26 protein-coding genes are annotated in these 21,183 nt (G+C 72.2%); 16 read left to right on the top strand and 10 right to left on the bottom strand.

Annotated elements, in window-relative coordinates; translation table 11 throughout:
- The first annotated feature begins 74 nt into the window (after positions 1-74).
- Positions 75-875, top strand: coding sequence for a CPBP family intramembrane glutamic endopeptidase (locus ACQPXS_RS10570; RefSeq protein WP_433455785.1), 801 nt, complete (start codon positions 75-77; stop codon positions 873-875).
- Positions 876-893: 18 nt separating this feature from the next.
- Here ACQPXS_RS10570 and ACQPXS_RS10565 read toward each other — a convergent pair whose 3' ends face one another.
- Both ACQPXS_RS10565 and ACQPXS_RS10560 read right to left on the bottom strand, forming a co-directional pair.
- Positions 894-1,706 carry a PhzF family phenazine biosynthesis protein gene (locus ACQPXS_RS10565; RefSeq protein WP_433449030.1) on the bottom strand — a complete coding sequence of 271 codons (813 nt, stop codon included), beginning with the start codon at positions 1,704-1,706 and terminating at the stop codon, positions 894-896.
- Positions 1,707-1,751: 45 nt separating this feature from the next.
- Positions 1,752-2,189: a hypothetical protein gene (locus ACQPXS_RS10560; protein WP_433449029.1), complete on the bottom strand. Its 438-nt coding sequence runs from the start codon at positions 2,187-2,189 to the stop codon at positions 1,752-1,754.
- 92 nt (positions 2,190-2,281) lie between these two features.
- On the opposite strand from ACQPXS_RS10560, the gene ACQPXS_RS10555 reads away from it, so the two are divergent.
- Both ACQPXS_RS10555 and ACQPXS_RS10550 read left to right on the top strand, forming a co-directional pair.
- Positions 2,282-2,647, top strand: a complete 366-nt coding sequence (locus ACQPXS_RS10555; RefSeq protein WP_356305337.1) for a MerR family transcriptional regulator — start codon at positions 2,282-2,284, stop codon at positions 2,645-2,647.
- Between the two features lie 356 nt (positions 2,648-3,003).
- Positions 3,004-3,630 (top strand): PadR family transcriptional regulator, encoded by a 627-nt coding sequence (locus tag ACQPXS_RS10550; protein WP_351807995.1) that lies wholly within the window; start codon positions 3,004-3,006, stop codon positions 3,628-3,630.
- Positions 3,631-3,733: 103 nt separating this feature from the next.
- On the opposite strand, the gene ACQPXS_RS10545 is transcribed toward ACQPXS_RS10550, so the two are convergent.
- Positions 3,734-4,162, bottom strand: coding sequence for a type II toxin-antitoxin system Rv0910 family toxin (locus ACQPXS_RS10545; RefSeq protein ID WP_433449028.1), 429 nt, complete (start codon positions 4,160-4,162; stop codon positions 3,734-3,736).
- Between the two features lie 251 nt (positions 4,163-4,413).
- On the opposite strand from ACQPXS_RS10545, the gene ACQPXS_RS10540 reads away from it, so the two are divergent.
- The 3 genes from ACQPXS_RS10540 (at position 4,414) to ACQPXS_RS10530 (ending at position 7,211) form a co-directional block, all read left to right on the top strand.
- A complete protein-coding gene (locus ACQPXS_RS10540; protein ID WP_433449027.1) occupies positions 4,414-4,992 on the top strand; it encodes a Clp protease N-terminal domain-containing protein in 579 nt (192 codons plus the stop codon).
- A gap of 70 nt (positions 4,993-5,062) precedes the next feature.
- Positions 5,063-6,067, top strand: coding sequence for an EamA family transporter (locus tag ACQPXS_RS10535; protein WP_433449026.1), 1,005 nt, complete (start codon positions 5,063-5,065; stop codon positions 6,065-6,067).
- Positions 6,068-6,260: 193 nt separating this feature from the next.
- Positions 6,261-7,211 carry a DMT family transporter gene (locus ACQPXS_RS10530; protein WP_433449025.1) on the top strand — a complete coding sequence of 317 codons (951 nt, stop codon included), beginning with the start codon at positions 6,261-6,263 and terminating at the stop codon, positions 7,209-7,211.
- 14 nt (positions 7,212-7,225) lie between these two features.
- Here ACQPXS_RS10530 and ACQPXS_RS10525 read toward each other — a convergent pair whose 3' ends face one another.
- The gene (locus ACQPXS_RS10525; RefSeq protein ID WP_433449024.1) at positions 7,226-7,906 is read right to left on the bottom strand and encodes a pyridoxamine 5'-phosphate oxidase family protein; all 681 of its coding nucleotides are present in this window, start codon (positions 7,904-7,906) and stop codon (positions 7,226-7,228) included.
- 76 nt (positions 7,907-7,982) lie between these two features.
- On the opposite strand from ACQPXS_RS10525, the gene ACQPXS_RS10520 reads away from it, so the two are divergent.
- On the top strand, positions 7,983-9,314 hold the full coding sequence (locus ACQPXS_RS10520; protein WP_433449023.1) for an aminotransferase class I/II-fold pyridoxal phosphate-dependent enzyme: 1,332 nt from the start codon (positions 7,983-7,985) through the stop codon (positions 9,312-9,314).
- 83 nt (positions 9,315-9,397) lie between these two features.
- On the opposite strand, the gene ACQPXS_RS10515 is transcribed toward ACQPXS_RS10520, so the two are convergent.
- The gene (locus ACQPXS_RS10515; RefSeq protein WP_433449022.1) at positions 9,398-10,330 is read right to left on the bottom strand and encodes a DMT family transporter; all 933 of its coding nucleotides are present in this window, start codon (positions 10,328-10,330) and stop codon (positions 9,398-9,400) included.
- A 74-nt stretch (positions 10,331-10,404) separates the two neighbouring features.
- Between ACQPXS_RS10515 and ACQPXS_RS10510 the strand changes: the two genes are divergently transcribed.
- Entirely contained in the window at positions 10,405-11,307 is a 903-nt protein-coding gene (locus ACQPXS_RS10510; RefSeq protein ID WP_433449021.1) for a LysR family transcriptional regulator, read from the top strand.
- A 3-nt stretch (positions 11,308-11,310) separates the two neighbouring features.
- Here ACQPXS_RS10510 and ACQPXS_RS10505 read toward each other — a convergent pair whose 3' ends face one another.
- Entirely contained in the window at positions 11,311-11,781 is a 471-nt protein-coding gene (locus ACQPXS_RS10505) for a pyridoxamine 5'-phosphate oxidase family protein (RefSeq protein WP_351807986.1), read from the bottom strand.
- A 159-nt stretch (positions 11,782-11,940) separates the two neighbouring features.
- Here ACQPXS_RS10505 and ACQPXS_RS10500 point away from each other — a divergent pair, with 159 nt between their 5' ends.
- Positions 11,941-12,585 (top strand): cysteine hydrolase, encoded by a 645-nt coding sequence (locus ACQPXS_RS10500; protein ID WP_433449020.1) that lies wholly within the window; start codon positions 11,941-11,943, stop codon positions 12,583-12,585.
- A gap of 6 nt (positions 12,586-12,591) precedes the next feature.
- On the opposite strand, the gene ACQPXS_RS10495 is transcribed toward ACQPXS_RS10500, so the two are convergent.
- Positions 12,592-13,089: a Rieske (2Fe-2S) protein gene (locus ACQPXS_RS10495; RefSeq protein ID WP_356305357.1), complete on the bottom strand. Its 498-nt coding sequence runs from the start codon at positions 13,087-13,089 to the stop codon at positions 12,592-12,594.
- A 160-nt stretch (positions 13,090-13,249) separates the two neighbouring features.
- Between ACQPXS_RS10495 and ACQPXS_RS10490 the strand changes: the two genes are divergently transcribed.
- The 7 genes from ACQPXS_RS10490 (at position 13,250) to ACQPXS_RS10460 (ending at position 19,352) form a co-directional block, all read left to right on the top strand.
- Positions 13,250-14,014, top strand: coding sequence for a HipA family kinase (locus ACQPXS_RS10490; RefSeq protein ID WP_356305359.1), 765 nt, complete (start codon positions 13,250-13,252; stop codon positions 14,012-14,014).
- The gene (locus ACQPXS_RS10485) at positions 14,011-14,460 is read left to right on the top strand and encodes a DUF3037 domain-containing protein (protein WP_351807983.1); all 450 of its coding nucleotides are present in this window, start codon (positions 14,011-14,013) and stop codon (positions 14,458-14,460) included. The genes ACQPXS_RS10490 and ACQPXS_RS10485 overlap by 4 nt, the downstream gene beginning before the upstream one ends.
- A 148-nt stretch (positions 14,461-14,608) precedes the next feature.
- Positions 14,609-15,370, top strand: a complete 762-nt coding sequence (fabG, locus tag ACQPXS_RS10480; RefSeq protein ID WP_356305361.1) for a 3-oxoacyl-ACP reductase FabG — start codon at positions 14,609-14,611, stop codon at positions 15,368-15,370.
- A gap of 13 nt (positions 15,371-15,383) precedes the next feature.
- The gene (locus ACQPXS_RS10475; RefSeq protein WP_351807981.1) at positions 15,384-16,151 is read left to right on the top strand and encodes an SDR family oxidoreductase; all 768 of its coding nucleotides are present in this window, start codon (positions 15,384-15,386) and stop codon (positions 16,149-16,151) included.
- A gap of 186 nt (positions 16,152-16,337) precedes the next feature.
- Positions 16,338-17,915 carry an ABC transporter substrate-binding protein gene (locus tag ACQPXS_RS10470; protein ID WP_433449019.1) on the top strand — a complete coding sequence of 526 codons (1,578 nt, stop codon included), beginning with the start codon at positions 16,338-16,340 and terminating at the stop codon, positions 17,913-17,915.
- Positions 17,916-18,021: 106 nt separating this feature from the next.
- On the top strand, positions 18,022-18,705 hold the full coding sequence (locus tag ACQPXS_RS10465) for a uracil-DNA glycosylase (protein WP_390683102.1): 684 nt from the start codon (positions 18,022-18,024) through the stop codon (positions 18,703-18,705).
- Between the two features lie 197 nt (positions 18,706-18,902).
- Positions 18,903-19,352 carry a hypothetical protein gene (locus tag ACQPXS_RS10460; protein ID WP_351807978.1) on the top strand — a complete coding sequence of 150 codons (450 nt, stop codon included), beginning with the start codon at positions 18,903-18,905 and terminating at the stop codon, positions 19,350-19,352.
- A 38-nt stretch (positions 19,353-19,390) separates the two neighbouring features.
- On the opposite strand, the gene ACQPXS_RS10455 is transcribed toward ACQPXS_RS10460, so the two are convergent.
- The 3 genes from ACQPXS_RS10455 to ACQPXS_RS10445 form a co-directional block, all read right to left on the bottom strand.
- Positions 19,391-19,855, bottom strand: a complete 465-nt coding sequence (locus tag ACQPXS_RS10455) for a hypothetical protein (RefSeq protein WP_433449018.1) — start codon at positions 19,853-19,855, stop codon at positions 19,391-19,393.
- 113 nt (positions 19,856-19,968) lie between these two features.
- Positions 19,969-20,481, bottom strand: coding sequence for a DinB family protein (locus ACQPXS_RS10450; RefSeq protein WP_433449017.1), 513 nt, complete (start codon positions 20,479-20,481; stop codon positions 19,969-19,971).
- Positions 20,482-20,524: 43 nt separating this feature from the next.
- A complete protein-coding gene (locus ACQPXS_RS10445; RefSeq protein ID WP_351807975.1) occupies positions 20,525-21,115 on the bottom strand; it encodes a TetR/AcrR family transcriptional regulator in 591 nt (196 codons plus the stop codon).
- Positions 21,116-21,183 lie beyond the last annotated feature (68 nt).

The raw sequence follows: 21,183 nt of genomic DNA, 5'->3' as shown, positions 1-21,183 counted from the left end.
GGTCTCTCATGTCCGTCTGCGATCCTTGCCAGGCAGAGGTGGGCCAGGGGCCCATGAGCCGCTTGGAGGCAGGGGTGCAGGTGGAGGCTGACTCGGTGGCCGATTCCGGGGCGCGGCGGCGCGACCCGCGGCGCATGCTGCGGGACGAGACGCTGCTCGTCCTGGCGCTGTCGCTGGGAGCGAGCGGGGTCTCCGCGCTGATCAGCTTCATCGGCGCGGTCACCAAGCCGGGCGGCTTGAAGGACCAGGCGGCCACCCTCAACGCCTCGGCCGCGCCCGGCCGCCCCTGGCTCGACCTGGCCTGGCAGCTGTTCGGCATCGCCAGCGCGCTGGTCCCCGTCGCCCTGGTCGCCCATCTGCTCATGCGCGAGGGCGGGAGTCTGCGGACGGTGGGCTTCGACCGCGCCCGGCCCTGGCCCGACCTGGGCCGGGGCGCCGGCGTCGCGGCCGTGATCGGCAGCACCGGGATCGCCTTCTACCTGGCCGCGCGCGGCCTCGGTTTCAACCTCACGGTCGTGCCCGAGGCGCTGCCGGACGTGTGGTGGAAGTTTCCGGTGCTGATCCTGTCCGCCCTGCAGAACGCGATCCTCGAAGAGGTGATCGTCGTCGGCTATCTGCTGCGCAGGCTGGGCCAGTTGGGCTGGACCCCGGGGACCGCACTGGTGGCCAGCGCCGTCCTGCGCGGCTCCTACCACCTCTACCAGGGCGTCGGCGGCTTCATCGGCAACATGGTCATGGGCGTGGTGTTCGTGTGGCTGTACCGCCGCTGGGGGCGGGTGGGCCCGCTGGTCGTCGCCCACTCCCTGCTCGACATCGGCGCGTTCGTCGGCTACGCCCTGCTCGCGGGCAAGGTGGGCTGGCTGCCGACGGCCTGAGGGCCGGGGACCGCCCGCTCAGGCGCGCAGTTCGCCCTCGACGACCGTGACCGCGCGGCCGGTGAGCAGGGTGCGCTCGCCGCGCAGGCCGGTGCGGACCAGCCCGGTACGGCGGGAGGCCTGCAGTCCGGTGAGGTCGTCGCGGCCCAGGCGCGCGGACCAGTGCGGGGCGAGCGCGGTGTGGGCGCTGCCGGTGACCGGGTCCTCGTCGATGCCGACGTTCGGGAAGAAGCAGCGGGAGACGAAGTCGTAGCCGCGGGACGGGTCGTCGGCGCGAGCGGTGGCAATGATGCCGCGCGAGGAGTAGGCGCCGAGGGACTTGTGGTCGGGCGCGAGGCCGAGAACCGTCTTCTCGTCGGCCAGTTCCAGCAGCAGGTCGCCGACGTTCGGACCGGTGTCGAAGGCGGCGACCGGTACCGCGCCGAGGGCCTCGGCGACCCCGGCCGGGATCTCGGCGTGCGTCAGCGGGGCCGTCGGGAAGTCGAGCGTGATCGAGCCGTCCTCGGCCGGCGTGGCGATGAGCACGCCGCTGCGGGTGGTGAACCGCACCGGGCCCTCGTGGGCGCCGGTGGTGTGCAGGACGTGGGCGGTGGCGAGCGTGGCGTGCCCGCACATGGCGACCTCGGCGACGGGCGTGAACCAGCGCAGCGCCCAGTCCGCCGCACCGCCCTCGGGCAGCCGGTGGGCGAACGCCGTCTCGGCGTGGTTGACCTCCATGGCGACGTTCTGGAGCCAGTCGTCGTCCGGGAAGACGTCGTCCAGGATCAGGACTCCGGCCGGGTTGCCGGCGAAGGGGCGGTCGGTGAAGGCGTCCACGATTCGAATGCGCATGACGTCGACGCTAGCGGCTGCGACGGACGCCCGCCCAAGGCCAATTCACGAACCCTGGCATGTTCCGCGCCCGGTGGTGGTGCGCAGCCCTGTCGCCCAGGGGGCGAGTTGGGCGAGTCCGAACGAGACCTCCAGCACGAGGAACGGCCACAGCACCCCGGGCCCTCCGTGCGCCAGCGCGTACGCCTGCCACAGGGAGAAGAGGGCGCGGGCGGTGCCGTCGAGCAGGCCGTGCAGGGGAAGGGGCCGTACCACGCGCAGCACGGACCAGACCACGACGACCGAGCCCATCAGGTTGGCGTACAGCGTCTGCACGGGGGTGAGCGCCGGCATGGTGCCGAGGCCGGCCGCGTCGCCCGCGGCCGACAGCAGACGGTGCAGCAGCGCGTAGGTCCACGGCGTGGCGAAACCGGCCGTCACGATCAGGTCGTACCAGCCGCTTACGCGGACAAGGCGCAGATAGGCGGGGGCGGCAGGGGTCATCGGGGGCTCCTCGGGAGGGCTCGCTCGGACGCCGCCCACGCTAAACAGCGGAGTACGCTCCAAGGTCAAGTCGGCCTGGCGGCGGGGGAGTCATGCGTATCGGAGAACTGGCCGCGCGTACCGGGCTGTCGAAGGACACCCTGCGCTTCTACGAGCGCATCGGCCTGCTCGACGGCGACCGTCTGCCCAACGGCTACCGCGACTTCCCGCCGGAGACCGTGATCTGGCTGCGCTACGTCCGCACCGCCCAGGCGCTCGGCTTCACCCTGGCCGAGATCGCCCGGCACGGCGAGGAGCTGCGCGACGCCCCGGACAGCGCCGAGGCCCTGTCCGCCCTCTTCGAGGACAAGATCCGGATCATCGACGCGCGCATGGCCGAACTGACCGCCCTCCGCGCGGACCTCACCTCGCGCGTCGGCACCGGCTGCCCGCTGAGGGCGGAGGGCAGGGGCGGCTGAGGTCCCGGGACACCTCATCCTGGCCGGCAGGAAGCAGGTTCGTGCCCTGGGTCGAGGTCGAGGCGGTGCAATGGTCGGCCGTGCGTCCGCCCGTCGGGCGCGTCAGCCACCTGGTGGTCCATCGCCGTGACCCTCGCCCCGGCCGCCGCTCGGCCCTCGGCCGCTGCCGGGCTGGAAGCGCTCGACACCTACCTCGCCACGCCCGTCCACCTGGCCGGCCTTCTCTGCCGCCTCGCTCCGCTCTCCCGGCGCCGCGGTGGGGCTTGTCATGCGATCGGTTCCGATATATCGTTGAGGCATCGCGAACGATACGCGATGCAGACGTGACAGATCATCGGTGGAATGGAGTGATCGTTATGCGTACCCACGGATTCGAGCACGGTCATCGGCACGAGGGTCACGGCCCGCGGGGCATGGGTGGATTCGACCGGCGGCGGGCCGCCTTCGGGCCCTTCGGCCCGGGTGGTCCGGGGTTCGGCCCCGGCGGCCCCGGTTTCGGAGCAGGCCCCTGGGGACCCCGGGGGCGCGGTGGCCCGAGGGGGCGGGCGCGGCGAGGTGACGTGCGGGCCTCGATCCTGGCCCTGCTCAAGGACCGCCCCATGCACGGCTACGAGATGATCCAGGAGATCGCCGAACGCAGTGGCGGCGCGTGGAAGCCGAGCCCCGGTTCGGTCTACCCCACGCTCCAACTGCTGGAGGACGAGGGTCTGATCGCCAGCGAGAGCGAGGGCGGCAAGAAGCTGTTCGCGCTCACCGAGGCCGGGCGCGCCGCCGCCGACGAGGGTCCGGACGCCCCCTGGGAAGAGGCCTCGCGCGGGGTCGACTGGGAGGCTCTCAGTGAAATCCGCCAGGCCGGCTTCGGGCTGATGGAGGCCTTCAGCCAGGTCTGGAAGACCGGCAGCAAGGAACAGCGCGAGAAGGCGCTGGCCGTCATCAACGACGCCCGCAAGAAGCTGTACCTGATCCTCGCCGACGAGCACTGAGACTCGTTACGACGGACCGGGCGCCCCGTGCGACACCGCGCGGGGCGCCTTCGCGTGCCCGGCCCGCCGGCGCTCGGGCGAACACGCCTGGGCCGCTCGGGGCTCAGGCGACCAGGCCGGCCAGCTTGCGCAGCGACTCGTTCAGCGCGGCCGTCGCCGAGTCCTTCAGCTTGCCCGCCATCAACGACACCGCAGCGCCGGTGAACTCGCCGTCGATCCGGACGGACGTGGCGTCGCCGTCGGGCGTGAGGGTGTAGCGGGTGGCGACCGTCACCGCCATCGGGCCCTTGCCGCGGATGGCGAACACCCGTGCCGGCTCCAGCTCCTCGATGGTCCAGTCGACCTCCGCCGGGAAGCCCATCAGCTTCATGTTCTCCTGGAAGGTCCCGCCCACGGCCAGGGTCTCAGGACCCCCCTCGGGGAAGCTGGTGTGGGTGGCGTTCCACTCCCCGTACGACGGCCAGTCGGTGAGCTGGTCCCACACCTTCTCGGCCGGTGCCTGGATGCGTGCCTCCGCGCTGACTTCGGCCATGCGACCACCCCTTCGGATCGGGCGTAGCGGGCTAAGGTGTCGCGGAACGTAGCCGCAGCGGCGTGAACATTCAATACTGATGAACCGTCAGAAGTTCCGCACGGCAAGGCGGCGCGCGCGCCTCGGGCCGGATCGGCCGAATCTCCTCCGTAAGGATGAGATCTCGAACACCCGGGTCCACTCTGTGTGGGACGCGAAGATGGTTCCCCTCGTGGATGACTCGGACCGTTGAGGCTGATGGGGTAGGGGTTGTGCAACCCCGTACAGCCCACTGGACCGCCCATGGCGAGGCGGCCGCGCACCCGGACGACGATGCCGTGCTCGGCGCCGAGCTGGCAGCGGTGGTCGCCGGTGCCCGCCGGAGGGCCGTCCGGGACGGGGACCGCCAGACCGACACCGCCCACCTGCTGCACTCCCTCCTGGAGCACGACCCCGAGGTGCGCGCCGCCGTCGGCGGCCCGCAGCAACTCGCCCGGGTGCTCGGCTACCTCGTGCAGCGCAGCATCGGCTACGGGCTGCGCTGGCAGGGCAGCGTCGAGGACTCCGGCGCGCTCGCCGTCGTCCCCGCCGCGGCCGTGCCCGGCGCGCGCGAACCCAGGGACACCGCCGGCTGGTCGCCCGCGGCCGCCGCCGCCCTCGCCGCCGCCCGCGACCGGGCCCGGCTGCGCGGCGAGCCCCGCGTCACCGGCCTCGACCTCCTCGCCGCGCTCACCGCGGACCCGGCCTCCCGCGCCGTCGAGGTCCTCGGACGCGCCGGCATCCGCGAGTTGAGCACCCCGGTCGAACCCGGCGCGGACGAGTACGCCGCCGGCTCGGGCCCGGCTCACTGACACCGTTGGACGTCCGGAGCCTGAGACAGGTGTCAACAGGGATGACGCTCATGTCGCCGCCTGTCATCATGTGCCGGTGCATATGTCAGAGAGCAGTCAGGACAGCCGCGGCAAGGGCGTCGGGCTGGGGCTCGCGCTCGCCTCGGCGCTGGCCTTCGGCGGGTCGGGAGTGGCGGCCAAGCCGCTGATCGAGGCGGGACTCGACCCGCTCCACGTGGTCTGGCTGCGCGTGGCCGGCGCCGCCGTCGTCATGCTGCCCGTCGCCGTGCGGCACCGCGCGCTGCTGCGCCGCCGCCCCGCGCTGCTCGCCGGGTTCGGACTGCTCGCCGTCGCCGGCGTCCAGGCCTGCTACTTCGCGGCGCTGTCCCGCATCCCGGTCGGCGTGGCGCTGCTCATCGAGTACCTCGCTCCCGCGCTGGTGCTCGGCTGGGTCCGGTTCGTGCAGCGGCGGCCCGTGACGCGCGCCGCCGCGCTCGGCGTGGTCCTCGCGGCCGGCGGTCTCGCCTGCGTGGTGGAGGTCTGGTCGGGGCTGAGCTTCGACGCGCTGGGCCTGCTGCTCGCGCTCGGCGCCGCCTGCTGCCAGGTCGGCTACTTCGTCCTGGCCGACCACGGCGGCGACGCGGGCGACGAGGCGCCCGACCCGCTCGGCGTCATCGCCTACGGCCTGCTCGTCGGTGCCCTCGTGCTGACGGTCGTGGCCCGTCCCTGGGGCATGCGCTGGTCGGTGCTGACCGGCTCGGCCGACATGAACGGCACCGCCGTACCCGCCCTCGCGCTGCTGGGCTGGATCGTCCTGATCGCCACCGTCGTCGCGTACGTCACCGGTGTGCTGTCCGTGCGCCGGCTGTCGCCGCAGGTCGCCGGGGTCGTGGCCTGTCTGGAGGCGGTCATCGCGACCGTGCTGGCCTGGGTGCTGCTCGGCGAGCACCTGTCGGCTCCCCAGGTGGCCGGTGGCGCGGTCGTCCTGGTCGGCGCGTTCATCGCCCAGTCCTCGGCCCCCGCGAAGGGCTCCGCCGAGCCGGTGGCCGCGGGCGGGTCCGAAAGGGAGTTGTCGGCCCGCGGTACGGCTGCCTAAGGTGCTGATCATGCCGTTGAACGCACTCGTCCTTCCGCCCCCGGCCGCCTGAGGCGGGCCTCCGGGACATCGGCCCCGCGCGGGTGCGCGCCGGGCCGGACGGTGCTGCCCGCAGACGAAGTCCGTGCGCCCCGCTGAGGCGGGCCGCCCCGAACTTCCGCACCTCGTGGTGCGCTTCTGCGGAGAGAATCCCTTGACGACGTCGAACGCCGCTTCCGGCCTGCCCGTGGGGCGTGGCCTGCTCTATCTGATCATCACCGGTGCCGCCTGGGGCACCGCCGGCGCCGCCGCCTCCCTGGTCCAGCGGACCAGTGACATGGGCGCCTTCGGACTGTCCTTCTGGCGCTGCGCGCTGGGTCTGGTCCTGCTGCTCGCCGGACGCGGACTGCGCCCGTGGACCCGGCCGGCCGGCGCCGAACCCCTGGTCCGCAGGGCCGGCCGGGTCCTCGCCACCGGTCTGGGCCTGGCGGTGTTCCAGACCGCCTACTTCGCCGCCGTGGCGTCGACCGGCCTGGCCGTGGCCACCGTCGTCACCCTCGGCGCGGGCCCCGTCCTCATCGCGCTCGGCGCCCGGCTGCTGTTCGGGGAACGGCTCGGCGCCGGCGGGGCGCCGGCCGTCGCCGGGGCGCTCGCCGGGCTGGCCGTGCTCACCTTCGGCGGCTCGGCCGCGACCGTACGGCCGGCGGGAGTGCTCCTGGCGCTCGTCTCGGCCGCGGGCTACGGCGCCATGACGCTCCTGACCCGCTGGTGGGGGAGGGCCGGGGCCACCGACGCCTCCGACACCACCGTGGGGGCCTTCGCGGTGACCGGCCTGTGCCTGCTGCCGTTCGCCCTGCACGAGGGACTGCTCCCGCACACCGCCCACCCGGCGCGGCTGCTGTGGCTCATGCTCTACATCGCCGCGGTGCCCACGGCCCTCGCGTACGCCCTGTACTTCGCCGGGGCGGCCGTCGTACGGTCCGCCACCGTGTCCGTGATCATGCTGCTGGAGCCGGTCACCGCGGCGGTGCTCGCCGTCGTCCTGCTCGGCGAGCGGCTCACGGCGGCCACCGCGGCCGGCACCCTGCTCCTGCTCGGCGCGGTCGCGGTCCTCGCGGTGGGCGAGGCCCGAGGGGCCGGCGGCCGGGAGGACGTCCCGGTGTAGGTCCTGTCCGGGGCCTACCGGGCCTTCAGGTAGTCCGGGAGCTCGACGCCCGGTGCCAGGTCGGCGTTGGGAACCGGCGCGCCGTACCCCCTGTGCACCGGGACGACGCCGGCCCAGTGCGGCAGGGCGAGGTCCTCCGGCTCGTCGTTCGCGCCGCCGGTGCGGACCTTGGCCGAGACCTCGTCCAGGTCCAGGCGGATCACCGCGGTGGCGGCCAGCTCCTTCTTGTTGGCGGGCCGGGAGTCGGCGGCGCGGCCCGGCACGACGTGGTCCACCAGCGCGTCCAGGGCCAGGCGCCGCTCCTCGGGGTCGGTGACCTGGCGTGCGACGCCGTGCACCACCACGGAGCGGTAGTTGATGGAGTGGTGGAACGCGGACCGGGCCAGCACCAGCCCGTCCACGTGAGTGACCGTCAGGCACACCGGCAGGCCCGGGTCGGTGTCGCCGGTCATCCGCAGCGGGCGGGAACCGGTGGATCCGTGCACGTACAGCCGTTCGCCGACCCGGCCGTACAGGGTCGGCAGCACCACCGGGGCACCGTCGCGGACGAAGCCGAGGTGGCAGACGTACCCCTCGTCGAGTATCGCGTGCACCAGTTCCCTGTCGTACGACGCCCGGTCCGCGGAGCGCGTGGGCACGGTGCGGTCGGTCGGGGTGTAGGCGGCGGCCCGGGCTTCCTCGGTCGTCCCCTGCATGACGGTTCCTCCATGGGCGAGCAACGGCGATCTGGCGATCTTGCGATTCGTATTGCACTAGTGCATTATGTTCTTTGTGCTAGGAGAGTATCCCATCGAGGGGCGCGGCGCAGCCGAGATCGCGGCCAGCGTCGAGCGCGCGGTCGGCACCGGTGAGCTGCGGGCGGGACAACCCCTGCCTCCCATGCGGGAGTTGGCGACCCGGCTCGGGGTGAACCCCAACACCGTGGCGGCCGCCTATCGCACCCTGCGCGAGCGCGGGGTGATCGAGACGGCCGGCCGGCGGGGCAGCCGGGTCCGGCCCAAGCCGGCCACCACCGGCCGCGAGGAACTGCGGGTGGAGGTCCCCGCCGGCGGCCGCGACCTGGCGGCCGGCAACCCCGATCCCGCCCTGCTGCCCCGGCTCGCCCCGGCCCTCGCCGCGGCGGCGGGGGAGGGCGACCGGCGGCCCGTCCTCTACGGCGACGACCCGGTCGACCCGGACCTCCTCCGCATGGCCCGCGCCGAACTCGACGCCGACGGCGTCCCGGACGGCCCGCTGACCGTGACGTCCGGCTCCCTCGACGCCATCGAACGCGTCCTCGCGGCGCACCTCCGACCGGGCGACGCGGTCGCCGTGGAGGACCCCGGCTGGGGCAGCGTCCTCGACCTGGTCCCGGCGCTGGGCCTGCGTACGGTCCCGGTCGGCATCGACGACGACGGACCCCGCCCCGAAGGCCTGCGCCGGGCCCTGGAGTCCGGGGCCCGCGCGCTGATCGTCACCGACCGCGCGCAGAACCCGACCGGCGCCTCGGTGACCGCCCCACGCGCGCGTGCCCTGCGGGCGGTGCTGCGCGAGCATCCGGGAACCCTGCTGATCGAGGACGACCACGGCCACGGCATCGTCGACCTCCCGCTGCACCCCCTCGCGGGGGTCACCCACCACTGGGCCGTCGTCCGCTCGGCCTCCAAGGCCTACGGCCCCGACCTGCGCGTGGCCGTCGTCGCCGGTGACCCGGTCACCGTGGACCGGGTACGCGGCCGCCAGCGCCTCGGCCCGGGCTGGGTGAGCCTGCTGCTGCAGCGGGCTGTGGCCCGGCTGTGGGCGGAGGGCGCGGTGGACCGGGCGGCGGTGGCGAAGGCGTACGGCGCCCGGCGCGACGCCCTGGTCGACGCGCTGGCGGAACGCGGAGTGGCCGCCCACGGCCGCAGTGGCATGAACGTGTGGGTACCGGTCCCCGACGAGACCGGCGCGGTGGCCCGCCTGTTGCAGGCGGGCTGGGCGGTGGCACCGGGGGCCCGCTTCCGCGTGGCCTCCCCGCCGGGAATCCGCATCACCGTCTCGACCCTCACCGAGGAGGACATCGGCCTCCTGGCGGACGCGGTGGCGGCGGCGGTACGACCGTCACCGGACCGCGTCTATGGATGACGGCGAGTGGGAAAGGGGCGCGGGAAGCGCGCGAGCGACCGCATGCGGCCCGCACTCGCGCCGAAACCGCAAGCCCCTCCCCTTCAGGCGGACTTCCGCCGCGCCTGGGTAAGCGCGGCCCCCGCAAGAACGACGACCGCACCCACCGGCGTCGTCCACCGCAGCGACTCCCCGAGGATCGCGACACCGGCCGCCGTGGCGATCACGGGAATGAAGTACGTGACCATCTGCGCGGTCGTCGGCCCGACCTCGGCGACCAGCCCGTACTGAATGAGAACCGCCAGCCCGGTCCCCAGCGCCCCCAGCGCGGCGATCGCCAGCATCGGGAGCAGCGAGACATGCGTGGGGAACCCGGCGAACAGCGGCGTGACGACGGCCAGTTGAAGCGTCGCCAACAGCAGCTGCGCGCCCGTCATGGACAGATGGGAGTTGCCCGTCCCCGCGAGGGTGCGCCGGACGTAGATCCAGCCGACCGGGTAGCTCAGCGACGCCAGCAGGGCCATCGCCGTACCCGTGGCGTCCAGGCCGTGGAAGCCCTGCCACGCGCCCAGGACCGTCAGCACCCCGAGGAAGCCGAGACCGAGGCCGGCCACGCGGACCCGGGTCGGCCGGTCCTCGGAGAGGGCGACCAGGGACAGGGCCATGCCCCACAGAGGCGAGGTCGCGTTGCAGATACCGGCCAGCGTGGACGGGATCGTCAGCTCGGAGTAGGCGAAGAGGGAGAACGGCAGGGCGTTGAGGAAGAACGCGGCGACCGCCATGTGCCCCCACAGCCGGGCCCCGCGCGGCAGCCTCTCCCGCTTCACCGCCATCGCCGCAGCCAGCACCGCCGTACCGAACACCAGACGCCCGAGGGTCACCTGGAAGGGCGCGTAGCCTTCCGTGCCCACCTTGATCAACAGGAAGCTGAAGCCCCAGATCAGGGACAGCGCGCCGAAGCGCAGCCGCCAGTCGAGGCGGGCGCGGGGGCGGGCGGGGGCGGGGGACTGGGTGCGGGGTGACGTGGCCGTACTCATGACCTCAAGGATGCTGGAGGCAACCTCGTAGCACAATCTACATTTCTCACCTGGTACCTCGTAGAATCCCTTACATGTTGAACCTGGAGCGCCTGCGCACCCTGGACGCCCTCGCCCGGCACGGCTCGGTGAGCGCCGCCGCGGACGTGCTGCACGTCACCACCTCCGCCGTCTCCCAGCAGCTGGGCAAGCTGGAGCGCGAGATCGGTCAGCAGCTGCTCGCCAAGAACGGCCGGGGGGTGCGGCTCACCGACGCCGGCCGGCTGCTGTCGGAGCACGCGGCGCGCATCCTGTCGCAGGTCGAACTCGCCGAGTCCGACCTGGAGGCGCATCGCGGACAGGTCGTCGGCGAGCTGCGGCTGTCCGCGTTCCCGACCGCCGCTCGCGGGCTCTTCCCCCTCGCGCTCGGTGCGCTGCGGGCCCGGCATCCCGGGCTGCGTGTGCGCTCCAGCGAGCTGGAGCCGGAGCAGGGCATCGCGGCCGTCGTCCGGGGCGCTCTCGATCTCGCGGTGGTCCTGGACTGGTACAACAAGCCGATGCCCGTGCCCGACGGCCTCGTCAAGGCACCGCTGCTGGACGACCCGGCCGAGGTCGCCATGCCCGTCGGGCACCGGCTCGCCGACCGGGACGAGGTGGACCTCACCGAGTTCGCCGAGGACGAGTGGATCACCTGGGGCGAGGGCGAGTTCTGCCACGAGTGGCTGATGTTCACGCTGCGGTCCAAGGGCGTCGAGCCGATCGTCGGCCACCGCGCCGGCGAGACCCACACCCAGCTCGGCCTGGTCGCCGCCGGACTGGGCGTGTGCATCGCGCCGCTGCTGGGCCGGCACCCGGTCCCGGAGGGTGTGGTTCTCGTGCCGCTCAAGCAGCGGGTGCGCCGGCACGTGTACGTGGTCTGGCGGGCGGACGCCGACCGCCGCCCGTCGATCCGGGCTGCGGTGGAGGCCCTGCGCACCGCCGCCCAGAAGGTCGGCTGACCCCTACTGCGGCCCCAGCTTGCGGAAGTCCCAGGAGACGATCTTCTCCGGGGTCAGCCGGGCCCAGGCGTGGCGGCCGTCGTGCGGCATCTCGTCCAGGCCGAAGTTCTTCCGCGCGAACAGCGTCTCGGGCGTGTCGAGCTCGGCGCACAACTCCCCGGTGCGCGGCACCTCGCCCACGAACTCCACCCGGCCGGACAGTTCGACGCCGCGCAACTGGTCGTACTCCTCGCCCGAGTCGACCACCACGGCCACCCGCGGATCGCGGCGCAGCTGCGCCCAACGCCTGCTGCGCACCACCGAGTACAGCCACAGCGAGGCGCCGTCCCAGGCGAACCACAGCGCGCTGACATGCGGAGTGCCGTCCGCCGAGACGGTCGCGACCCGGCAGGTGCGCTGACTGGTGAGGAACTCGTCCAGCTCGCCGGGCGTCATCATGATCTTCCGGCCCCGGCGCTGCTGAGTGACGGTCATGCGGCCCCCTCTTCTCCCACGTCGTGCCAGAGAACTATGGTGTGCTGATCCTCTGACACCACGTCAGAAAAGAAAACAGGTCTGCTCAAGTGGCCGGCTCCAACGGGTCGGCTTCAACGGGCCGGCTTCGATGGATCTGCTTCAAGGGGGGCGCGCGCCATGCCGTCGTACGAACAGCTCAGCGAACTCCTCGACCCCGCAAGCACCGTCCTGCTCACCGTGGAGTGCCAGCAGGGGGTCGTCGGCACGGACAGCGCCCTGCCGGAACTCGCCCGCGAGGCCCGCTCCTCAGGCGCGCTGCGCAATGTGGCCCGGCTGGTCGCCGCCGCCCACGAGACCGGTGTCCAGGTCGTGCACGCGATCGCCGAGCGCCGCCCGGACGGCCGGGGCGCGAGCCGCAACGCCCGGCTGTTCCGGGCCGCCGAGCGGCTTCCCGTGCAGCAGCTGAGCGGCAGTACGGCGGTGCGGGTCGCGGCCCCGATCGAGGTCGCCGAGGAGGATGTCGTCGTGCGCCGGCTGCACGGCCTGTCCCCGATCCACGGCACCGACGTCGACGCGCTGCTGCGCAACCTCGGCTGCCGCACCCTGATCGTCACCGGTGTCTCGGCCAACGTGGCGATACCCAACGCGGTGTTCGACGCGGTCAACCTGGGCTACACCGCCGTCGTCCCGGCCGACGCCATCGCGGGGGTGCCCGCCGACTACACCCCCGCGATGATCCGGCACACCCTCGCGCTGGTCGCCACGGTCGTGACCACCGACGAGGTGCTCGGCTGTCTCCGACGGCCGCGCGGACGGGGCTGAGAGGGCTCAGGCCAGCTTGATGTCCTCGCCGGAGACAGTGATCTTCGCCGCTGGCAGTGGCTGCGTCGCGGGGCCCTTCTTCACGCTGCCGTCCTCGGCGGAGAAGTGGCTGTTGTGGCACGGACAGACGATCACGCCGTTCGCCACACTGCCGACCGCGCACCCCTGATGGGTGCACTTGGACGAGAACGCCTTGAACGTGCCCGCCGCCGGCTGTGTGACCACCACGCCCTGGTCCTTGAAGACCTTCCCGCCGCCCTCGGGGATGTCGGAGGTCTTGGCGAGCGCGGTGCCCCCGGCGGAGCCGCCGCTGTTCTGCGACGCTCCCGTGGAGCCGGTGGTCCCTGTCGAGCCGGAGGAACCGGATCCGGTGTTGACGGTGTCCGACGAGTTGTCGCCCGAACCGCAGGCGGTCAGCGCGGCGGCGAGCCCCGCCGCTCCGGCGGCCGCCACGACGGTGCGGCGGGCCGGTCCGGCATGGGGCTGGGGCGATGCGCTGGTCATGTGGGTTCCCTTCCGCGGAGCTTGTCGTGGTCCGTCCAGGGGTACGGCGCCCGGGCGCCACCCGTTCAGACGGGCAGCCAGATCCTTGCCGTCCGGGCATGAGACGGCCGTAAGCCACAGCTGTGGGTTTGCTGTCGGCCGCCACCAGTAACCTGGGGCGATGCTCAAGGAAGTCACCGCGACCCGCTACGTCACGCCCCTGCGTGAGGGGGGCTCGCTGCCGGGGCTCGTCGAGGCCGACGACTTCGGGACCTACGTCCTGAAGTTCACCGGCGCCGGACAGGGCCGCAAGACACTGGTCGCCGAGGTGGTGTGCGGCGAACTCGCCCGCCGCCTCGGATTCCGCATGCCCCGGCTGGTCACCGTCCGGCTGGACCCGGTCCTCGGCCTCGGCGAGCCCGAACAGCAGGTGCAGGACCTGCTCAGGTCCAGCGGCGGCACCAACCTCGGCATGGACTTCCTCTCCGGCGCCCTCGGCTACGACCCGCTCGCCTTCCCGGTGAGCCCAGAGGAGGCCGGCCGGATCGTCTGGTTCGACGCGCTGGTCAACAACGTGGACCGGTCCTGGCGCAACCCGAATCTCCTGGTGCACCGCGGCGAGCTGTGGCTCATCGACCATGGCGCGACGATGATCTGGCACCACAACTGGCCCTCCGCCGAGGCCTCCGCGGCCCGCCCCTACGACGCCTCCGACCACGCCCTCGCCCGCTTCGCCCCGGACGTCGCCGCCGCGGCGGCCGACCTGGCACACCGGGTCACCGAGGACCTGCTCGCCGAGGTCACCGCCGAGATCCCGGACGCCTGGCTCACCGACGAGCCCGGCTTCGACACCCCGGACGACCTGCGCCGGGCCTACGCCGGGCCGCTGTTCGCACGCGCGGCCGTCATCGCCGAGCGCATCACCGGCATCGAGGGGACCAAGTGAGCGAGACCCACATCCACATGGCCGGCCATGTCACCGAGCGGCACATCACCCGGGCGGGCCAGGGCGGCGACCGGGACGTGTTCGAGTACGCGCTGCTCAAGGTCGTACCGCGCGTGGAGCGCGGCGAGTGCATCAACGCGGGCGTCGTCGTCTACAGCCGTGCGCGGGCCTACGTCGGCGCCCGCACCCACCTGGACGAGGCCCGGCTGCTCGCCCTGGACCCGGAAGCGGACGTGGCCGGCATCCGGGCGGCGCTGGGTGCGGTCGAGCGCCACTGCGCGGGCGGTGCTCAGGCCGGCCAGGCCGCCGCGGACGACGCCGGGCGCCGCTTCCGCTGGCTGATCGCGCCTCGCTCCACGGTGGTCCAGCCGGGTCCCGTGCACACCGGCCTGACCACCGACCCGGCGGCCGAGACGGAGCGGTTGCTCGACCTCTTGGTGAGGTAATGGATCACACGCACCCGGTGTGCCGTTGACACCGGGTGCCAGGGCTTCTAGCGTCACATGCACTGAAGGTACTAAGCGGTCGCTCACCGCACCAGGGGCTCCTTCCCAGGGCCCCGACAGGTTCTCTCAAGGGCGAGGAGAAGCAGCAATGTCCACCACTGAACAGCGGGTCGCGGTAGTCACCGGCGCGGCGCGCGGCATCGGCGCCGCCACCGCCGTACGACTGGCCGCCGAGGGCCGTGCGGTCGCCGTGATCGACCTCGACGAGGCCGCCTGCAAGGACACCGTCGAGAAGATCACCGCCGCCGGCGGCAAGGCGATCGCGGTCGGCGCCGACGTGTCCGACGAGGCGCAGGTCGAGGCGGCCGTCGCCCGGATCGTCGAGGAGCTGGGCGCCCCGACGATCCTGGTCAACAACGCGGGCGTGCTGCGCGACAACCTGCTGTTCAAGATGAGCGTCTCCGACTGGGACACCGTCATGAACGTGCACCTGCGCGGCTCGTTCCTGATGACCAAGGCCGTGCAGAAGCACATGGTCGACGCGGGCTTCGGCCGGATCGTCAACCTCTCCTCCTCCTCGGCGCTGGGCAACCGCGGCCAGGTCAACTACTCCGCCGCCAAGGCGGGCCTGCAGGGCTTCACCAAGACCCTCGCCATCGAGCTGGGCAAGTTCGGCATCACCGCCAACGCCGTCGCGCCGGGCTTCATCGCCACCGAGATGACCAAGGCCACCGCCGACCGGGTCGGCATGGGCTTCGAGGACTTCAAGAAGGCCGCCGCCACCCAGATCCCGGTGCAGCGCGTCGGCGAGCCCGAGGACATCGCCAACGCCATCGCCTTCTTCACCGGCGAGGCCGCCGGCTTCGTCTCCGGCCAGGTGCTGTACGTCGCCGGCGGACCGCTCAACTAAGGGATACGGGTACATGACTTCCGCTGAACTCCCCGAGCTCTCGGGCAAGGTCGCCCTGGTCACGGGCGCCAGCCGCGGCATCGGCTACGGCGTCGCCGAGGCGCTCGTCGCCCGTGGCGACCGCGTGTGCATCACCGGCCGCAACGAGGACGCGCTGAAGGAGGCCGTCGAGAAGCTCGGCGCGGACCGGGTCATCGGTGTCGCCGGCAAGGCGCACGACCTGGACCACCAGACCGAGGCCGTCGAGCGCACCATGGAGGCCTTCGGCCGCCTCGACTTCCTGGTCAACAACGCGGGCACCAACCCGGTCTTCGGCCCGATCGCCGACCTCGACCTGGACGTGGCCCGCAAGGTCTTCGAGACCAATGTGATCTCCGCGCTCGGCTTCGCCCAGAAGACCTGGCACGCCTGGCAGAAGGACAACGGCGGCGCGATCGTCAACATCGCCTCGATCGCGGGCCTCGCGCCTTCGCCGTTCATCGGCGCCTACGGCGTCAGCAAGGCCGCGATGATCAACCTGACCCAGCAGCTGGCGCACGAGTTCGCGCCGAGGGTGCGGGTCAACGCGATCGCCCCGGCCGTGGTCAAGACGAAGTTCGCGCAGGCGCTGTACGAGAACCGCGAGGAGGAGGCGGCCGCCGCCTACCCCCTCGGCCGGCTCGGCGTGCCCTCCGACATCGGCGGGGCCGCCGCCTTCCTCACCTCCGAGCAGTCCGACTGGATCACCGGTCAGACGCTCGTCGTGGACGGCGGCATCTTCCTGAACGCCGGCGTGGGCTGAGCCATCTTCCGGGCGCCGATTTTCGGACGGATCGGCGCCCGGAAGCCCCGTTGAATCCGCTCATCGGACTGACAACGTCGTCATCGCGAAATCGATCAAGAAGGCCTGTTTCCGGGGAGGTTCAGGGGCGCGAACGCTGCGGTATGGTCTGCCGACCCTTGGTATGGCAGATCGAGGAGCGTGCGCGTGTTCAACCGGAACCGATTCCTGCGGAGAGTCGCGGCGATCGCGTCCATATCCCTGGTGGCCGGCTGCAGTCTGCTGTCCGACGGTGACGGCGACAGCAAGGGCCCCATCGTCGTCGGTACCACCAGTGCCCCCAGCACGCTGGACCCCGCCGGCGCCTGGGACGGCTCCTGGGAGCTGTACCGCAACATCTTCCAGACGCTGCTGGCCTTCCCCAGCGGTGCCGCCGCCCCCCAGCCCGACGCCGCCGAGAACTGCTCCTTCACCGACTCGTCCAGCCGCACCTTCCGCTGCACGCTGCGCGCCGGCATGAAGTTCGCCGACGGCGACCCGCTGAACGCCCGGGCCGTCAAGCACTCCATCGACCGCATCCGCACGATCAACGCCCCCGGCGGACCCGCAGGTCTGCTCGGCAGCCTGGACCGGGTGCAGGCGCTCGGCGACCGCGAGGTCGTCTTCCACCTCAACCAGCCGGACGCCACCTTCCCGTTCGTGCTGGCCACGCCGGCCATGTCGATCGTCGACCCGGACGACTACCCCGCGCGCTCCCTGCGCAAGGACGACAACGTCTACGGCTCCGGGCCGTACAAGGTCCAGTCCTACGAGGAGGGCAAGGAGGCCGTCCTCGTCGCCAACGGCAACTACCAGGGCTTCGCCAAGCGGCAGAACGACGCGGTGACCATCCGCTACTTCCAGGACTCGGCCCAGATGGTCAAGGCACTGCGGGACAAGCAGATCGACGTCACCTACCGCGGCCTCGCCGCCGACGACATCCTCACCCTCCAGCAGCACGGCAACAGCAACCTGCAGCTGGTCGACGGCGCCGGCATCGACATCAGCTACCTGGTGTTCAACCCCAAGGACCCCTGGGCCAAGCAGCCGGCCGTCCGCAAGGCCGTCGCCCAGATCGTCGACCGCGGCGCCATCGCGCACAAGATCTACAAGGACACGGTCGACCCGCTGTACTCGATGGTCCCCAGGGGCCTGACCGGACACACCACCGGCTTCTTCGACGACTACGGCGACCCGAGCGTCCCCAAGGCCCGCAAGATCCTCTCCGACGCGGGCATCCACCAGCGCGTCCCGCTCACCCTCTGGTACACCACCGACCGCTACGGCTCCGAGACGGCGCTGATGTTCCAGGAGCTGAAGCGGCAGCTGGAGGCCTCCGGGCTGTTCACGATCACGCTCAAGAGCCGCCCGTGGAAGACCTACGTGGTCGGGTACCAGAAGGGCGAGTACCCGGTGTTCGGGCGCGGCTGGTTCCCGGACTTCCCCGACGCGGACAACTTCATCGCCCCGTTCGTCGGCGAGCACAACGCGCTCGGCACGCCCTACCCGTCCAAGGAGATCACCGACAAACTGCTGCCCCACTCGCGCGCCGAGAGCGACCGTGCCCAGACGGTCAAGGACATGGAGGAGGCCCAGCAGGTCTTCGTCAACGACGCCCGGCTGATCCCGCTCTGGCAGGGTCGGCAGTTCATCGCCGCCAGCGAGGACATCTCCGGCGGCGAGCAGGCCCTCGACCCGTCGACGATCATGATGATGTGGGCGCTGCACCGCAAGACCAGCTGGTGAGCGTCGCTGAACCGGCCTTGGCGTGCCGGTTGTCAGTGGTCGCCTGTAGGTTCTGAATCCTGCAAGTGACCGCACGACGTAGTCGATCGACCATGAGGACGTTGACGTGACCGACATCGCCATGCTGCCCGAGTCCTGGCGCGGGGTTCTGGGCGACGAGCTGCAGCAGCCCTACTTCAAGGAGCTGACCGAGTTCGTCGAGGAGGAGCGGGCGAGGGGTCCCGTCTACCCGCCGCGCGAGGAGGTCTTCGCCGCGCTGGACGCGACGCCGTACGAGCAGGTGAAGGTCCTCGTCCTGGGCCAGGACCCGTATCACGGCGAGGGCCAGGGCCACGGCCTGTGCTTCTCGGTCCGCCCCGGCGTGAAGACCCCGCCCTCCCTGCGGAACATCTACAAGGAGATGCAGGAGGAGCTGGGCCTGCCGATTCCGGACAACGGCTACCTGATGCCGTGGGCCCGGCAGGGCGTGCTGCTGCTCAACGCGGTCCTCACCGTCCGCGCCGGCGAGGCCAACTCGCACAAGGGCAAGGGCTGGGAGAAGTTCACCGACGCGGTGATCCGCGCCGTGGCCTCCCGCCCGGACCCGGCGGTCTTCGTCCTGTGGGGCAACTACGCGCAGAAGAAGCTGCCGCTGATCGACGAGGAGCGGCACGTGGTGGTCAAGGGCGCGCACCCCTCGCCGCTGTCCGCGAAGAAGTTCTTCGGCTCCCGCCCGTTCACCCGGATCAACGAGGCGATCGCCGCGCAGGGGCATGAGCCGATCGACTGGCGGATCCCGAACCTGGGCTGATGCCGCAGGGCCGGGAGGGCGCCTCAAAGGGGCGCGGGGCTTTGTCGATATGCGGCTCCGCCGCGTGGGCGCGACCAGCCACGACGGTCCCGCAGTGGCCCACCGGCCGAAGGTGCCACGGCGCCGCCTGACCGAGAATCCTCGCGGCGCCGTTTAGCGTCAGCACCAAACAACGGTCGAAAGCCCGGAGGGCAACCGTGGCGGAGCAACAGGAGCAGGCGGCACCGGATGCCCTGCTGACGCGGATCGGGCAGGTCGTGATGCTGCATCACGGAGGGGACCGCGAGGAGGCCCGCAGCCGCTTCCTGAACCTGTGGGCGGAGATCGGCGAGGACGGCGACCCGCTGCACCGCTGCACCCTGGCCCACTACCTCGCCGACACCCAGGACGACCCGGAGGACGAACTCGCCTGGGACCTCAGGGCGTTGTCCGCGGCGGAGGAGCGGGGCGCCCCGCCGAGCGCGCTGGGGCTGATTCCCTCGCTCCATCTCAATCTCGCCGCCGACTATGTGAAGCTGGGCCGGGACGAGGCCGCCCGCGGCCATTTGCGCCGGGCGCGCGATGCCGCCGCCGCTCTGGCCGACGACGGGTACGGCGACGGGGTGTGGGCGGCCATCGGGCGGCTGGAGCTCCGGCTGGGCGACTAGCGGCCACCGGGGTGCGCTGCGCCCCCTTCGGGGCGCCTTCAGTGGCCGTAGGTCCGCTCGCAGATCGCCGCCTCCGGGCTGTCGGCCCGCCAGCCGCCGTACCGCCTGCCCAGGGCGCACACGTTCGGGGCCTTGGGAACCGCGTTCGGCAGGTCGGGGACGGGGCTCTGCGGCCGCCGGGGGTGCTCGCGGGGACGCGGGGGAGCGGGCGGGGCGGCCGGGGGGCGGCGCACGACCGGGGGAGCCCCCACCGTGTGCTGCGGCGTGGCCGGTGTGGCGTGCTTCGGATGCCGCGACGGGCCCGTCATCTCCAGTGCCTCCTGGGCCGGCGCCTGTACGGCCCGGGGCTTTGCGCTGCCGTCCGGCCGGGGTGCCGTCGGGAGGGAGGGTGCCGTGTCCCTCGGCGGCGCGGGTGGCGCGGGGTGCTGTACCGTCACACAGCCGGAGAGGGCCGAGACGGCCACGGTGACCAGGAGCGCTGCGGTGGTCGTCGTTCGATGCACCCGCGCAACTCTGCTGGTCCGCGCCCGGGTTGGCACCAGAGAGCCGAGGTCGATACCCCCGCACGGGTGATCTCGTGCCCCGTACGGAGGGTTTCGGCGTGCCGGGGCTGACGTCAGTCGCCGGTGGCGCCGTCGATCCGCTCGCGGATCAGGTCGGCGTGGCCGTTGTGCCGGGCGTACTCCTCGATCATGTGGGTGTAGATCCAGCGCAGGTTGAACGGCTCGTCGCTGAACCTGCTCTTGCCCTTGGACAGATCGTCGAGCTCGAAGCCGGCCGCGTTCCGCCGGGCGATCCCGATCTCCGCCTGCCAGGTCGCGTACGCCTCCTGCCAGGTGTCGGCCTCGGTGAGATGGAAGTCGCCGTCCCGGTCCTCCTCCGTGCAGTAGACCGGGCCGGGGTCGTCGCCCACCAGGACCTTGCGGAACCAGCCCCGTTCCACCTCCGCCATGTGCCGTACCAGGCCCATGAGGGACAGCTCGGAGGGCGGCACGGACGCGGTCCGCAGCTGCTCGTCGGTCAGGCCCTCGCACTTCCAGGCCAGCGTCCGGCGGTGGTAGTCCAGCCAGCCCTCCAGCATGGCGCGTTCACCGGCGTTCAGGGCGGGCTCTCGGCGTTCGGTCGTCATGGTCGTATCCTCGTCGAAGAACAGGCGCACCCACCAGGGGTTTTCACCGGGCCAGCATCCCGGCGAGCAGCTCCCGCAGACCCTCGCGGATCTCCTCCAGACCCGGTTCCTCCGCGCTGAACGACCCCGCCGCGCAGGAGAACATCAGGCCGTCCGTCCAGGCCACCAGGGACAGCACATGCCGGGCCGGGTCGGGTGAGCCCACGGCGGTGAGCATCGCGGCCAGCTGCTCCTTGAAGACGGCACCGGTCCGGTCGTAGAAGGCGCGCAGCTCGGGGCGGCGGGTGGCCTCCAGGGCGAGTTCGTAGCGGGCGATCAGCAGATCGCGGCCCCGGGTCAGGGAGCGGTGCACGGCCAGGGCCAGCCCGTCGGCCAGCGCTTGGGGTCCGCCGGCGGGATCCGGCATCTCGGCCAGGTCCAGCACCCGGGCCTCGCGCTCGGCGTGCCGGCGTACCGCCAGTTCCAGCAGTGCCTGCCGGGTGCGCGCCACGTTCGACGTCGAGCCCAGCGGCAGCCCCGCCGCCTCGTCCACCGCCCGGTGCGTCAGCCCGCGCATCCCGCGCTCGGCGAGCAGGGCGAGGGCGGCGTCGGCGACGAGATCGGCACGGGGGGCGCCGGGGGTGCGTACGGACATGGGGTGACCCTATCTGTCTCACTACAGCTGTAGTAGAGTTGCACTCACTACAGGTGTAGTCTTCGGGG

The organism is Streptomyces sp. CA-142005 (assembly GCF_050942335.1).
Lineage (GTDB): Bacteria > Actinomycetota > Actinomycetes > Streptomycetales > Streptomycetaceae > Streptomyces.
The sequence above is the reverse complement of the archived record's forward strand: the minus strand, read 5'-3'. Positions and strand labels throughout refer to the sequence as shown.

What these genes read in the sequence shown, in the direction of transcription:
- ACQPXS_RS10565 (WP_433449030.1), bottom strand. Translation starts at nt 1,706, where the DNA reads ATGCGCATTCGAATCGTGGACGCCTTCACCGACCGCCCCTTCGCCGGC.
- ACQPXS_RS10560 (WP_433449029.1), bottom strand. Translation starts at nt 2,189, where the DNA reads ATGACCCCTGCCGCCCCCGCCTATCTGCGCCTTGTCCGCGTAAGCGGC.
- ACQPXS_RS10555 (WP_356305337.1), top strand. Translation starts at nt 2,282, where the DNA reads ATGCGTATCGGAGAACTGGCCGCGCGTACCGGGCTGTCGAAGGACACC.
- ACQPXS_RS10550 (WP_351807995.1), top strand. Translation starts at nt 3,004, where the DNA reads ATGCGTACCCACGGATTCGAGCACGGTCATCGGCACGAGGGTCACGGC.
- ACQPXS_RS10545 (WP_433449028.1), bottom strand. Translation starts at nt 4,162, where the DNA reads ATGGCCGAAGTCAGCGCGGAGGCACGCATCCAGGCACCGGCCGAGAAG.
- ACQPXS_RS10525 (WP_433449024.1), bottom strand. Translation starts at nt 7,906, where the DNA reads ATGCAGGGGACGACCGAGGAAGCCCGGGCCGCCGCCTACACCCCGACC.
- ACQPXS_RS10515 (WP_433449022.1), bottom strand. Translation starts at nt 10,330, where the DNA reads ATGAGTACGGCCACGTCACCCCGCACCCAGTCCCCCGCCCCCGCCCGC.
- ACQPXS_RS10510 (WP_433449021.1), top strand. Translation starts at nt 10,405, where the DNA reads ATGTTGAACCTGGAGCGCCTGCGCACCCTGGACGCCCTCGCCCGGCAC.
- ACQPXS_RS10505 (WP_351807986.1), bottom strand. Translation starts at nt 11,781, where the DNA reads ATGACCGTCACTCAGCAGCGCCGGGGCCGGAAGATCATGATGACGCCC.
- ACQPXS_RS10500 (WP_433449020.1), top strand. Translation starts at nt 11,941, where the DNA reads ATGCCGTCGTACGAACAGCTCAGCGAACTCCTCGACCCCGCAAGCACC.
- ACQPXS_RS10495 (WP_356305357.1), bottom strand. Translation starts at nt 13,089, where the DNA reads ATGACCAGCGCATCGCCCCAGCCCCATGCCGGACCGGCCCGCCGCACC.
- ACQPXS_RS10490 (WP_356305359.1), top strand. Translation starts at nt 13,250, where the DNA reads ATGCTCAAGGAAGTCACCGCGACCCGCTACGTCACGCCCCTGCGTGAG.
- fabG (WP_356305361.1), top strand. Translation starts at nt 14,609, where the DNA reads ATGTCCACCACTGAACAGCGGGTCGCGGTAGTCACCGGCGCGGCGCGC.
- ACQPXS_RS10475 (WP_351807981.1), top strand. Translation starts at nt 15,384, where the DNA reads ATGACTTCCGCTGAACTCCCCGAGCTCTCGGGCAAGGTCGCCCTGGTC.
- ACQPXS_RS10450 (WP_433449017.1), bottom strand. Translation starts at nt 20,481, where the DNA reads ATGACGACCGAACGCCGAGAGCCCGCCCTGAACGCCGGTGAACGCGCC.
- ACQPXS_RS10445 (WP_351807975.1), bottom strand. Translation starts at nt 21,115, where the DNA reads ATGTCCGTACGCACCCCCGGCGCCCCCCGTGCCGATCTCGTCGCCGAC.